The organism is Streptomyces sp. NPDC002206 (genome assembly GCF_053593595.1).
Genome location: NZ_JBSFCW010000001.1, coordinates 786,071 through 799,051 on the forward strand (window position 1 = coordinate 786,071; position 12,981 = coordinate 799,051).

Consider the following 12,981-nt stretch of genomic DNA (forward strand, 5'->3'; position numbering starts at 1 on the left):
TCTCCACCACCAGGCGAAGGATCATGAAGCCGGATGAGAAGTGATCTTCGTACGCAAAGCGGCCGGGTGACCACGAGACGTGACATCTGATGTTGTTACCGCTGGTCAAAGCGATGTTCCACTAACAATCAGACGCCTCGACATGCAAATTGGCAATGGACGACAGGGAGTGATAAGAGGATCCGTCCCGGTCTGACACTCACCCGCGCGAGGGGTTCACGGGGAGCGAAGTGGACGCGTGCGCACATTCGCGATCTTCCGGGCGAAAGGCCACCCGCCCGGCGCCGCCGACGGCACCGGGCGCGCCGGGCGCTCTTATGCCCGCCACGCAACAGCCATGCTGTGACCTACGTCACCCCACTCGACCTTCAACAAAAGCGGGCTTGGCCATTGGTGTGAACGGATGGTAGGCGGCGGGCAATTCGGGCGAATTCCCGAAAGACCGTGATCACAGGGGTGATCACCCCTGCCCGTTTTGCCCGTTACGGCGTCAATAAGGGTCGCCAGAAAGCGGATTCAAAGATTCCGTACGTAACTGTGTCGCAACACACGTTTCTTGAAGGGACCCCTGAGGCCCTGATAGCGCTAGTACTCATGTCCCACACCGCTCACATACCCAGCCACCGGAAGCCCCGCCGAAACGCCTCGAAGACGGCGCTGCGGGCCGGAGTTGCCGGTGGCGTCCTCAGCACCATCGCGGTCGCCGCAGCCGCCGCTCCGGCCCAGGCCGAGCCGGTGACTCAGACCATCGAGATGCCCACCCTCACCTCCGGGCTCTCCACCGCCGTCGCCGCGTCCGCCGAAGCCACGCAGCAGGTCGCCCTCGACCTGGAGACGCAGGCACACGAGGACGCCGCCGCCACCACCGCCGCCAAGGCCGCCAAGACGGCCAAGGCCGAGGCCGTGCGCAAGGCGGAGGCCAAGAAGAAGGCGGAGGCGGCCGCCAAGGCCAAGGCCGAGGCCGCCCTGCGCGCCTCCCGCTCCGAGGCCCGTACGACGCTCAGCGCCACGTCCGCCTCCACCTCCGTCGCCTCCTCCTCGTCGAGCGCCACCGGTTCCGCCGCGTCCGTCGTCTCGTTCGTCAAGGCTCAGGTCGGCGACGCGTACGTGTCCGGCGGCACCGGCCCCAACTCGTGGGACTGCTCCGGTCTGGTCCAGGCCGCGTTCCGCTCGGTGGGCGTCGACCTCCCCCGCGTCTCGCAGGCCCAGTCGACCGCCGGCACCCAGGTCTCCCTGAGCAACCTTCAGCCAGGCGACATCCTGTACTGGGGCGGCGCGGGCTCCGCGTACCACGTCGGTGTCTATGTGGGCGGCGGCCAGTTCGTCGGCGCGCAGAACCCGAGCACCGGTGTGGTGCTCCGCTCCCTGGACTACGACCCGCCGTCGGGCGCGGTCCGCGTTCTCTGAGTTCTCCCAGTTCCTCGAGTTCTCGGATTCACAAGCGCGTGTGATCCGGCTGAGGGCCGTCACTCCCCGCTCGGGAGTGACGGCCCTCAGCCGTGCGGACCGCCCCGGTCGACCCCGTAATCGCCCCGGGCCGAAGGTGTTCGGAAGCCCCGGCCCGAAGCGCACCTCGTCGATGCGCTTGAGGGGTTCCAGCTCGGGCGGTCGGTAATGACCCCAGGTCTGCTCACGGGTGCACCGCTTGGCTGTCTTCCCGTACGGAATGCCCGGCTTGTCCCACTCGGAGGCGATCGCCGGGACACAGGCGGGACCGTCGCGGCCCACGTCCCGGAGGACGTGGGCCGTCATCCCGGCTTCAGGAGCGCGGGGCCACCTTCGCCAGGCCGTTGATGATGCGGTCCATCGCGTCGCCGCCCGTCGGGTCGGTGAGGTTGGCCAGCATCTTCAGCGTGAACTTCATCAGCAGCGGGTGCGTCAGACCGCGCTGCGTGGCGATCTTCATGACCTTCGGGTTGCCGATCAGCTTCACGAAGGCCCGGCCCATCGTGTAGTAGCCGCCGTAGGTCTCCTTGAGGACCTTCGGGTAGTTGTGCAGCGCCAGTTCGCGCTGGGCGGGGGTCGCGCGGGCGTGCGCCTGGACGATGACGTCCGCGGCGATCTGGCCCGACTCCATGGCGTATGCGATGCCTTCGCCGTTGAACGGGTTGACCATGCCGCCCGCGTCACCGACGAGCAGCAGCCCCTTGGTGTAGTGCGGCTGGCGGTTGAAGGCCATCGGGAGCGCGGCGCCACGGATCGGGCCCGTCATGTTCTCCTCGGTGTAGCCCCAGTCGGCGGGCATCGAGGCGCACCACGCCTTGAGGACCTCGCGCCAGTCCAGCTCCTTGAACGCGGAGGACGAGTTGAGGATGCCGAGGCCGACGTTGGACGTGCCGTCGCCCATGCCGAAGATCCAGCCGTAGCCGGGCAGCAGCCGGTCCTGGGCGCCGCGCCGGTCCCACAGTTCCAGCCAGGACTCCAGGTAGTCGTCGTCGTGCCGGGGCGAGGTGAAGTACGTACGCACCGCCACACCCATCGGGCGGTCCTCGCGGCGGTGCAGGCCCATGGCGAGCGACAGCCGGGTGGAGTTGCCGTCGGCGGCGACGACGAGCGGAGCGTGGAAGGTGACCGGGGTCTTCTCCTCGCCGAGCTTGGCGTTCACGCCGGTGATGTGGCCGGTGCGCTCGTCGACGATCGGGGCGCCGACGTTGCAGCGCTCGTACAGCCGCGCGCCCGCCTTCTGTGCCTGGCGGGCCAGCTGCTCGTCGAAGTCGTCGCGCTTGCGGACCAGACCGTAGTCCGGGTACGAGGCGAGTTCCGGCCAGTCCAGCTGGAGGCGGACGCCGCCGCCGACGATGCGCAGACCCTTGTTGCGCAGCCAGCCGGCCTCTTCGGAGATGTCGATACCCATGGAGACGAGCTGCTTGGTGGCTCGCGGGGTGAGGCCGTCGCCGCACACCTTCTCGCGCGGGAAGGCCGTCTTCTCCAGCAGGAGAACGTCGAGTCCGGCCTTGGCGAGGTAGTACGCGGTCGTGGAGCCGGCTGGGCCTGCCCCGACGACGATCACATCCGCGCTGTGTTCGGAGAGGGGCTCGGTCACGGTCGGATCTCCCGAAGACTCGAAATCGCGTGCCGCGCGGCACATGTCCCGTGCAGTCTATGGGGGCCTGCTGATCAACCTTTCGAAGGGCTCCCCGATGTCGACCGTGCCCCCGCCGCCCCCTCCGTACAGCTGCGTGTCCCGACGGACGAGGACGCCCTCTCCTGGCACCGGGCGTTCGACGACCGCGAGGTCATGCCGGAGCTGGATGCGTGACGAGCCGGGTCAGTCGATGTCGTTGAGCATCCAGGTGGACAGGGCGGTGTCGAAGATCTGCCGGGCGTCCGACCAGTAGCGGTCGCGCTCGGTGGTGTAGATCGCGTACTCGGTGCCGTCGTCGGCGATGTAGCTCTGGTCGATCGCGTGGATCGTCTCGCCGCTCTGCTTGTCCTCGTACGTGTACTCCCAGATCGCGCCCTGGAGTCCCTGGAAGGTGTTGGCACCGAGCTTCAGCCGCCGGTAGTTCTTCTGGTTGGCGTCGGCGGTCCGCTCCAGGTTCTGGAAGTTCTCGTACGAGGTGTACGGGGCGTTGCGGATGACGCCGACCTTCAGCTCGGCCCGGCCGGTGGAGCCCGCGTACGTGATCTGGTGGTTCTTCTCGCTCTCCCGGTCCCACTGGACCGGAACGGCGAAGGAGAAGCCGGCACTGTCGGAGACCATGCGGTAGCCGTCGGGGACGGTGGGCGCGGCGGGGGGCGTGGTCGCGGACGCGCTGGGGGACGTGGTCGGAGACGGCGTCGGGGTGGCTTCGGGGGGCGCGCTGTCGCTGCTCGCGGGCGCCGCGGGCTTGTTGTCCTCGGCGGCCGCCGCGGGCGGGTGCTGGTTGTCGCTCCTGTCGTTCTTGAGGAACAGGACTCCGGCGGTGACCCCGCCGCCCAGCACGATGGCCGCGACGAGGGTCACGCTCCAGACGACGACGGAGCGCCTACGGGCGGCGGTGGCCGCTGCGTCGGCGTCGGCCTGGGCCCTAGCCACTGCGGGGCCGAGTCGTACGGTCCGCGGATCGTACGGAGGGTACGGGGTGGACGCGGGAGCATGCGTGGGGACGGTCGCGGGCGGCGTCTGCGGCGGGGGGTTCCAGGCGGGTGGCTGAGGCTGCGTTCCCGGACCCCACGCGGGCGCCGGAGCCACCGGGCCGGCCGGACGCCCCACCAGCCGCAGCAGATGCGGCGCCACCAGCACCGCTCCCCCCACCCACAGCAGCCCGAAGAGCAGCGCGTCCGGCACGCTCGGGGCGATCTCCGCCATGCCCTGACCGCCCACACCGGCGACATCGCCCGAGAGCTGGGCGGACACCCCGCTGAACCCGGTGAGCAGCAGATACAGCACGAGGAACAGCCCACCGGCGATGGCCTGTTCGCGCCGGTCCGCCGAGCGGCGGGCCGCCGACACACCGGCGTACAGCGCGCAGACGACGCCGGTCAGCACCGCACCGGTCACCGCCCACCCGTTCACCGCGTCGCCCAACTCGGAGAGTCCGAAGCCTCCGTGCTCCATCCCGGAGCCGAACCAGCCGAACTCGCCGCGCACGTCGTACTCAACCGGGGCACCCCAGCTCACCCCGAGCACCGCCAGACCGATGTTGGGCAGCACCGGCAGGGTGAGCAGCATGGCCGTGCCGTCCACCCCGTCGACGTTGGCGTACGCGATGAACCCGATCAGCGCGCAGAGCGCGACGACCGCTCCGAGCGCCCGGACCGCCGTGCCCGTCGCACGGACCACGGCATGCGCGGCAGGGCGCTGCGCCAGCCACTGGGCCGCCGCGTCCTGTTGCAGGACGCCGCCGGTGACGAGCAGCGAGAGCACGAGCGCGCCGAGCGCCGCGAGCAGCGGGGAGGACGAGACCGAGACCCCCGCGATGTCCGGCTGGGCGAACAGCCCGAGGACCAGGATCGCGCCGGTGACCAGGGCGCTGATCCGCACCGCCGCCTCCATGCCGCCGCCCTGCTTGCGGGCCGCCCGGGAGGCGAGCAGCAGCGCACCGACCCAGAGCACGGTGACGGTGAGCGGTACGAGGGAGAGCGTGGCGCCGGCCTGTCCGGCGGTCCCGTAGCCGGCGCCGAACGCGTCGGAACCTCCGGATCCGTCGGAACCGGAGCCGTACGGCGAGCCCGGCCCCTGCGCCCGGAGCTCGAAGCCGCCGCCGAACGCCTGGAGCAGCATGGCGAGTGCGATCCGCAGGCGGTCGCTCCAGCCGACGACGATCTCGTCCCCCTGACCGTACGAGGGGATGGCCAGCGCCACCGCGAGCGCCAGGATCAGCCCGGTCGGCCAGGCGGCCGCCTTCAGCGACCCTGCCCAGTCGCCGCGCATCGCCCGGCCGAAGAACTCCCCCGCGGGCGACGGCCGGACGGGTGCGTGACCGGGCGGGGGTGCGTAACCGGGCGGGGGTGCGTAACCGGGCGGGGGTGCGTAACCGGGCGGCGCCGGTTGGGGTGCGTGGCCGGGCTGCGGGGCCATGGGCGGCAGCGCGGGAGGAGCCGGGTCCGCTGCTCCCGCCGCGGTCGGCTGTTCTCGCCCGCATGTCATGCAGAAACGCGCCCCTTCGGGCGCGGCGGTTCCGCAGTGCGGACAGTAGGACGGCGGCATGGGAAGACTCCGGCGCAGCGACGGGGACACAGAGAACCGGTGACACACGGGAACGGAGAAAACGCGTGCCGTATCAACGGACACATCTTCCCGCCCACCGGTTCCCGCATTCACCGAACCCGGCAACTTCCGTCCGGCGAAGGGGTTCCCCACGGTTCACCGTGGCCGCGCCGCCTCCGAACCGCCTCGGCACCGCCGCCTCCCGACCGCCGCAGGGGTCAGGGGCGTACGCCCCGGTGCAGTGCCACGACACCGCCGGTGAGATTGCGCCAGGCCACCTTCGACCAGCCGGCCTTCTGCAGCAGCTGGGCGAGCCCGGACTGGTCGGGCCAGGCGCGGATGGACTCGGCGAGATAGACGTACGCATCGGGGTTGGACGACACGGCACGCGCGACCGGCGGCAGTGCCCGCATCAGGTACTCGGTGTAGACCGTGCGGAACGGCGCCCAGGTCGGCTGCGAGAACTCGCAGATCACCACCCGGCCACCCGGCTTGGTCACCCGGTACAGCTCGCGCAGCGCCGTATCCGTGTCCTGGACGTTGCGCAGCCCGAAGGAGATCGTCACCGCGTCGAACGTCTCGTCGCGGAACGGCAGCTTCGTGGCGTCGCCCGCGGTGAACGGCAGCCAGGAGTGCCGCTTCTTGCCCACCTGGAGCATCCCGACGGAGAAGTCGCACGGCACGACGTACGCACCGGTCGCGGCGAACGGCAGCGAGGACGTCGCCGTGCCCGCGGCCAGGTCGAGGACCTTCTCCGCCGGGCGGGCGTGCACCGCCTTCGCGACCTCCTTGCGCCACAGCCGGGCCTGGCCGAGCGACAGCACGTCGTTGGTGAGGTCGTAGTTCGCCGCCACGTCGTCGAACATCGAGGCGACTTCGTGCGGCTGCTTGTCCAGGGATGCTCGGGTCACCCACCCATTCAAGCAGCCCGGCCGACGGCGCCTCGCGCCGGTCGGCACCCGACCCGCCGGAAGTCGGCTTCGACCGTTCGGGTGCGTGGGGGCACTGCGCGTCGGTGGACCACGTCACCGCCCGAGAGCCCTCTCTCCTCCACGACGTGGGCGGCCCGCGTCACTCCGCATGCGCACTGCGCCGTCCCTGCGCCGCCGGGGCCGGTGCGGAGGCTCATGGCCGGACGGGGGGACGCGTGGACACCCGCCGGGGTGAGTGGCGACCCTCCGCCACCCCCCCGGCGCGGGCTCACACCCCCGGGATGCCCCGGTCCTGGAACGCCTTCCGCACGGCGTCCGCCGCGCTCTTGCCGTACATCTGCTGCGCGGTCGCGATCGTCGTCAGGGCCGCGTCCTGGAAGGACGTGTCCGGCGCGAAGCCGAACTGGGCGTTGACGATGATCCGGTCGGCCTCGCGCGCGCCGAGCGCGCCGCGGATGTCGAACAGGGCCCGCGACCAGATCTCACCGTCCGCGTGCACCTCGCCCACCTTGTCCGCGTAGGTCTTGTCGCCGTCGACACGGCGCAGGCAGTGCGGCGCGGAGGAGGTGTACGAGACGGAATCCCAGTCCGCGACGCAGCCCAGGTCGGTCTTGCGCGGCCAGCCGTACTTGGAGTCCGCGTACGCGCCGACCGACACGGCCAGGTAGTCGCCCCAGGCCTCTCCGATGGACCCGGCCTCCTCCGACGTACCGAAGCCGGGAACTTGGGCGTTGTGCACGGCATGCCCGTACTCGTGGACGATCACCTCCGCGTCCTCGGCATCGTCGACCCCGCCCTTGCCGAAGCGGATCTCGGCCTTCTTGTCGGTGAAGAAGGAGTTGTCGGCGCCCCACTGGTTGATGCGGACGGGCTGGGCCCGGTCGTTGGCACCCGGCAGCTCGCTGCCGAAGCCGAGGCTCTGCAGGTACTCCTGCGCCTCGTTGACCCAGAAGTAGGCCATCACCTGCTCGAACTGGTCGTCCTTGCGGGTGTACGTGCCCGCGTCGGCGACCTTCGCGGAGGTTCCGGTGTCGGATCTGATGTACGCCCACTTGCCGGAGAGCCCGCCGCTGCCGTCGAGGTTGCGCAGGGCGGCCAGGGCGTAGGCGTCGGCGGGCACGGCGGTGGCCGAGTCCTTGGCGTCGGTCAGGTTCTGATCCCCGGAGGACTGCACGGGGTTGACCATGAAGACCCGCCCCTGCGGGGAGCCGGCGGCCGATGCCGTGACGGGGGCGGCGAGGGTGGCTAGTGCCACGGTGGTGGTGGCCGCGGCGAGCAGAACGCGGGATGTGCGGCAGGCCATGAACATCCTCCTGGTGGGAGTACGTGGGCAGCGTGCGGGGGGCGGTAGGGCGCTGCGGGATCTTCCCGCACCCCGGGCCCGTGTGACCAGGGGGCCGACGTCACAGTTCGCCCCGGGGCACCCACGCCGGGTACCGCCCCGGTCACCGCCGCCGGTACACCAGCCGTCCGCCCAGCACCGTGGCCACGCATGTCGCCGCCCCCGCAGCGCACAGCGCCGCCTCGTCCGGTACGTCGAAGACCGCGAGGTCGGCGCGGGCGCCGACGGTGAGCGGGCCGTGCGCCGAGCCGGGCAGGTCGTGCCCCTCCGCGAACGGGTCCAGGCTCGGTTCGCCGATGAGGATGCCGGGGGCTCCGACGGCCGAGACCTCCGTCAGACCCGAGCGGGCGACGGCGGTGCGGACAGCCGGGTCGTGGAACCGGCCCGCAAGGTGCGTCGTCCCGTACCGCAGCATCTGCTGCAGCCCGCGCCGTACGCTGCCCGCCCGCCGCGTCGCGTCCATCCCGGCGGCCAGCCGCTCGAACGCCTCGCCCCACAACGGCCGGTCGCCGAGCTCGTCCACCTCGCGCGGATCGGGGTGGTAGCAGCGGGTGAGCAGCCAGAGGCCGTGCCACTGCCGCAGACCGGGGGTGATGACGCCGGGCCACTGGCGGACGCGGGCCGTCGGGTGGGCGGCCATGACGTCGTCGTACGGGCCGAGGGCGGCGATCCGGTCGCCGTCCACCGCCACCGCGCCCTGCCGGACGGCAGCCGCGCCGACCGGAAGAACCAGCGGCGCGGCATGAACGGTCAGCAATGCGGCCTCAGTTGGCGCTCAGGAGCTTGAGCTCCGGATGCGCGGTGCCGCCCTCGATCGCGGTGGACGAGATGTGCGAGACGACGCGCTCGTCGACCGGGTCGTTCGCCGGGTCGTCGTGGACGACGAGGTGCTCGTACGTCGTGGCGCGCTGCGCCGGGACGCGGCCCGCCTTGCGGATCAGGTCGATGATCTCCAGCCGGTTCGAGCGGTGCTTGGCACCCGCCGAGGAGACGACGTTCTCCTCCAGCATGATCGAGCCGAGGTCGTCGGCGCCGTAGTGCAGCGACAGTTGGCCGACCTCCTTGCCGGTGGTCAGCCAGGAGCCCTGGATGTGCGCGACGTTGTCGAGGAAGAGCCGGGCGATGGCGATCATCCGCAGGTACTCGAAGAGCGTGGCCTGCGTCTGGCCCTTCAGGTGGTTGTTCTCCGGCTGGTACGTGTACGGGATGAACGCGCGGAAGCCACCCGTCCGGTCCTGTACGTCGCGGATCATCCGCAGGTGCTCGATGCGCTCGGCGTTGGTCTCGCCGGTGCCCATCAGCATGGTGGAGGTGGACTCGACACCGAGCCGGTGCGCCGCCTCCATGATCTCCAGCCAGCGCTCGCCGGACTCCTTGAGCGGGGCGATCGCCTTGCGCGGCCGGGCCGGCAGCAGCTCGGCACCGGCTCCGGCGAAGGAGTCGAGACCGGCGGTGTGGATCCGCTGGATGGCCTCCTCGACGGAGACCTTGGAGATCCGGGCCATGTGCTCGACCTCGGAGGCGCCCAGCGAGTGGATCACCAGCTGCGGGAACGCCTTCTTGATCGCGGAGAAGTGTTCCTCGTAGTACTCGACGCCGTAGTCCGGGTGGTGTCCGCCCTGGAACATGATCTGCGTGCCGCCGAGTTCGACGGTCTCCGCGCAGCGGCGCAGGATGTCGTCGAGATCGCGGGACCAGCCCTTGGCGGTGTCCTTCGGCGCGGCGTAGAAGGCGCAGAACTTGCAGGCCGTGACGCACACGTTGGTGTAGTTGATGTTGCGCTCGATGATGTACGTCGCGATGTGCTCCGTACCGGCGTAACGGCGGCGGCGCACGGCGTCCGCGGCCGCACCCAGCGCGTGCAGCGGCGCCGACCGGTAGAGGTCGAGTGCCTCCTCCGGAGTGATCCGCCCGCCCTCGGCGGCTCGGTCGAGGATGGGCTGGAGGTCGGCCTTCTCGGTCACCGGGCTGTCACCTTTCGGCGGTTTTTCAACGGATCTACGGACCGGTTCAGCCTACGCCAGCCCCTGCCGGGGTCAGCGGCCGGACCGGCTGAGCGTGCCGTACGGCAGGCCGGCGCCCCTCTCCTCGGACCTGAAGCGCAGTGTGCCGTCGCCGACGAGGGTGAAGACGACATCGGTGGTGGTGCTCGTGCACAGCCCGGCGGTGTTGGGGCGGTCCGGATCGGTGCGCTCCCGGAGCGTCAGTTCCTTGGCGGTGCCCGAGGAGAGCCGGGCGATGCTGTTGCAGCTGACGGTCACTCCGAGGGTGGAGACCGTGGTGTTCATGCGGACGACGTCCGTGCCCTTCCTCCCCTCGGTGAACACGGCGGTGAGGGTGCCGTGCGGCTGTCCGGTGGTCTTCTCGGTCAGCGGCCCCTTCCAGGTGCCGACGAACGCCTTCGGCACTGCGGTGACCTGGTCCGCGCCGCCGGTGCCCGCGTCCGTCGGGGTCGACGGCCGCGTGGCGGACGTGCTGGGCGGGGGCTTGGCCGCACCGTCGTGCTCCCCGGCGTCGCCGCCACCGCTGCCCGGCAGCAGATCGAAGAGGAAGGCGCTGCCCACGGTCACAGCGGCGAGCGCGCCCGCCACCGCGAGGGCGACGGTGCAACTGAGCCTGCGGCCACGGTTCCGGTCGGGGCGGGCGGGCCCGGAGTCGGCGCCGACGGTGAGGGAGAAGCGTGGATCGGGGGTACGGGGGCCGGGCAGCCCGGTCGAGTTGTCCCCGACGGCCCCGCCCGGCCGCTGCGTCCGAGGAGGGAGGGTCGGCTCGAACGGCGGCCCGAACACCCCGAGCGCACCGCCCGCCCGGCCCACGGCCTGCGCTTCGTTGCCACCCGGTGTCCCGTCGGCCTGGCCGTCGAGGAACACATCGCTGAACGGCACCGGCCCCGACTGCACGGGCGCGTCCTGCGGCTCCAGGTCCAGCAGGGCCACCGCGGCCCGGCTGAGCTCACGCACCAGGGTGCCGGGCAGCCAGCCCGTCGCCACCCGCGCGGCCGCCCCGTCCGGCGCCAGCCGGAGGGCCAGCTCCGACGGGGTGGGCCGGAGCGCCGGGTCCTTCGCCAGACACGCGGCGATCACCTCCCGCAGCTCGCCCTCGATCTCGCCCAGCTCCGGTTCCTCGTGCACCACCTTGTAGAGGAGCACCGCCGAGGAGTCGCCGAGGAAGGGAGCGAGGCCCGTCGCCGCGTACGCGAGCACTGCGCCGAGCGAGAAGATGTCGGCCGCGCCCGAGATGTCCAGGCCCCGGATCTGCTCCGGTGCCATGTAGCCGGGCGAGCCGACCGAGACGCCGGTGGACGTGAGCGAGGCGGTGGCGTCGATGGCGCGGGCGATGCCGAAGTCGATCAGGCGGGGGCCGTCGAGGGCGAGCAGCACATTGGACGGCTTCACATCGCGGTGGATGAGTCCCTGCCCGTGCACGGCTGCCAGCGCCTCCGCGAGTCCGGCGCCCAGGGTACGTACCGACTGTTCGGGCAGTGGCCCGTGCTCGGCGACCGCCCCCGACAGCGGCGGCCCGGCGACATAACCGGTGGCCACCCATGGCACGGGCGCGTCCGGATCGGCGTCCAGGACGGGCGCCGTCCACTGCGCCCCGATCCGCCGCGCCGCGTCCACCTCGAGGCGGAACCGGGCCCGGAACTGCCCGTCGAGCGCGAAGTGCGGATGGACGACCTTGACCGCGACGGTGCGTCCCCCCGCGCTGCGCCCCAGATAGACCCGGCCCATGCCGCCCGCACCGAGCCTGCCGAGCAGACGGTAGGCGCCGATGGTGAGCGGCTCGCCGGCTTCCAGCGGCTGCATATGGACTCCCCCTGTGGACCGGCCGGACCTCCGACCGAAGCCTAGGGGCGAAGGTCATGCGATCACAGAGAAACCATCCGCCGATTTCGCCCCTATGGGAACGAACAGCAGTTTTCGACACAGCAAAAGGCGCGAATGTGTCGTTCAATCGAACGATTCCTGCACTCAACCGGGACTCACCCCGGACGCCATCCGCTAATCGGATACGGCGTGCGGGGTGACCGGCCGCGGCATTCGCGGCATTCGCCGGAAGGGAATCCCCGGGACCGGGCAATAAATACCGGGCTATAAATAACGCAGACGCGGGCGGGAAGGGCAGAAGAAGGTTCAGGATTCACCCATTGCCCGTCCCATTCCCGTACGCACGGATCAGTGGTCGAGCAGCTCGACGTTCACGTCCGCCGGGAAGCCGGTCGTCGGTCCCGTCCGGCGCGCGAACTCCCGTACACCCTCCAGCTGGGCCGCACCGAAGCGGAAGTCCAGCGTCGTGAAGTACCGCTCCAGCAGTTCCGCGTCGAAGACCTCCCACCGCGCCGCGGTCTCCGAGACCTTGGTGACCTCTTCCAGGGACAGGTCACGCGAGGCGAGGAACGCCCGGTGGACCTCGTTCACCATGGCCGGGTGGGCGGCCAGGTAGTCCTTGCGGGCCGCCCAGACAGCGAAGACGAACGGCAGCCCCGTCCACTCCTTCCACATCTGCCCGAGGTCATGGACCTGCAGGCCGAGCCGCGGCGCGTCGTGCAGCGAGGCGCGCAGCGCGGCGTCACCGATGAGCACGGCGGCGTCCGCCTCCTGCATCATCAGGCCGAGGTCGGGCGGGCAGGTGTAGTAGTCCGGCGACACCTCGTAGCGCTCGGCGAGCAGCAGCTGCGCGAGGCGGACCGAGGTGCGCGACGTGGAGCCGAGCGCCACCCGGGCACCGTCGAGCTCCTCCAGCGGCCGCTGGGAGACGATCACGCATGACATGACGGGCCCGTCGCAGCCGACCGCGATGTCGGGGAAGGCCACGAACTGATCGGCGTTGCGCAGGTACTCGACCAGGGTGATGGGGCCGATGTCGAGATCACCGCGGACCAGCTGCTCGCTGAGCTTCTCCGGGGTGTCCTTCGACAGCTCCAGGTCGAGCAGGGTTCCGGTCCGTGCCAGGCCCCAGTAGAGGGGGAGACAGTTCAGGAACTGGATGTGGCCGACGCGCGGCCTGCTGCGACGGTCGTCGCCTGCTGCGGGAGAGACGGTTGAATTGTCCACATCGCGAGGCTAGACCCGCGC

General features: G+C 70.9%; 9 protein-coding genes and 2 pseudogenes. 2 read left to right on the top strand and 9 right to left on the bottom strand.

Annotation, left to right across the window (positions count from 1 at the left end):
• Nucleotides 1-594 precede the first annotated feature (594 nt).
• Nucleotides 595-1,407 (top strand): C40 family peptidase, encoded by an 813-nt coding sequence (locus ACWCP8_RS03725; protein WP_352265800.1) that lies wholly within the window; start codon nt 595-597, stop codon nt 1,405-1,407.
• A gap of 352 nt (nt 1,408-1,759) precedes the next feature.
• Here ACWCP8_RS03725 and ACWCP8_RS03730 read toward each other — a convergent pair whose 3' ends face one another.
• Nucleotides 1,760-3,043, bottom strand: coding sequence for a geranylgeranyl reductase family protein (locus ACWCP8_RS03730; RefSeq protein WP_352265802.1), 1,284 nt, complete (start codon nt 3,041-3,043; stop codon nt 1,760-1,762).
• Between the two features lie 43 nt (nt 3,044-3,086).
• Between ACWCP8_RS03730 and ACWCP8_RS03735 the strand changes: the two are divergent.
• Nucleotides 3,087-3,241, top strand: a pseudogene (locus tag ACWCP8_RS03735) (GNAT family N-acetyltransferase); the annotation flags it as partial.
• A 27-nt stretch (nt 3,242-3,268) separates the two neighbouring features.
• Here the strand turns inward: ACWCP8_RS03735 and ACWCP8_RS03740 are convergent.
• The 8 genes and pseudogenes from ACWCP8_RS03740 to ACWCP8_RS03775 form a co-directional block, all read right to left on the bottom strand.
• Nucleotides 3,269-5,503 carry a hypothetical protein gene (locus ACWCP8_RS03740; protein WP_451114167.1) on the bottom strand — a complete coding sequence of 745 codons (2,235 nt, stop codon included), beginning with the start codon at nt 5,501-5,503 and terminating at the stop codon, nt 3,269-3,271.
• Between the two features lie 57 nt (nt 5,504-5,560).
• Nucleotides 5,561-5,632: pseudogene (locus ACWCP8_RS03745) on the bottom strand (zinc-ribbon domain-containing protein); the annotation flags it as partial.
• A 218-nt stretch (nt 5,633-5,850) separates the two neighbouring features.
• Nucleotides 5,851-6,543: a demethylmenaquinone methyltransferase gene (locus ACWCP8_RS03750; RefSeq protein ID WP_030926348.1), complete on the bottom strand. Its 693-nt coding sequence runs from the start codon at nt 6,541-6,543 to the stop codon at nt 5,851-5,853.
• Nucleotides 6,544-6,832: 289 nt separating this feature from the next.
• Entirely contained in the window at nt 6,833-7,867 is a 1,035-nt protein-coding gene (locus ACWCP8_RS03755; RefSeq protein ID WP_382833553.1) for a M4 family metallopeptidase, read from the bottom strand.
• A 142-nt stretch (nt 7,868-8,009) separates the two neighbouring features.
• Nucleotides 8,010-8,663 carry an imidazolonepropionase-like domain-containing protein gene (locus ACWCP8_RS03760; protein WP_451114022.1) on the bottom strand — a complete coding sequence of 218 codons (654 nt, stop codon included), beginning with the start codon at nt 8,661-8,663 and terminating at the stop codon, nt 8,010-8,012.
• A gap of 7 nt (nt 8,664-8,670) precedes the next feature.
• Nucleotides 8,671-9,870 (bottom strand): cyclic dehypoxanthinyl futalosine synthase, encoded by a 1,200-nt coding sequence (mqnC, locus tag ACWCP8_RS03765; RefSeq protein WP_356000439.1) that lies wholly within the window; start codon nt 9,868-9,870, stop codon nt 8,671-8,673.
• Between the two features lie 72 nt (nt 9,871-9,942).
• Complete coding sequence (locus ACWCP8_RS03770) at nt 9,943-11,712, bottom strand: serine/threonine-protein kinase (RefSeq protein ID WP_451114023.1); 1,770 nt, start codon at nt 11,710-11,712, stop codon at nt 9,943-9,945.
• A 369-nt stretch (nt 11,713-12,081) separates the two neighbouring features.
• Nucleotides 12,082-12,960 (bottom strand): menaquinone biosynthetic enzyme MqnA/MqnD family protein, encoded by an 879-nt coding sequence (locus ACWCP8_RS03775; protein ID WP_352265809.1) that lies wholly within the window; start codon nt 12,958-12,960, stop codon nt 12,082-12,084.
• Nucleotides 12,961-12,981 lie beyond the last annotated feature (21 nt).

Coding starts and splice junctions, on each gene's coding strand:
- ACWCP8_RS03725 (WP_352265800.1), top strand. CDS start 595: ATGTCCCACACCGCTCACATACCCAGCCACCGGAAGCCCCGCCGAAAC.
- ACWCP8_RS03740 (WP_451114167.1), bottom strand. CDS start 5,503: ATGGCCCCGCAGCCCGGCCACGCACCCCAACCGGCGCCGCCCGGTTAC.
- ACWCP8_RS03755 (WP_382833553.1), bottom strand. CDS start 7,867: ATGGCCTGCCGCACATCCCGCGTTCTGCTCGCCGCGGCCACCACCACC.
- ACWCP8_RS03770 (WP_451114023.1), bottom strand. CDS start 11,712: ATGCAGCCGCTGGAAGCCGGCGAGCCGCTCACCATCGGCGCCTACCGT.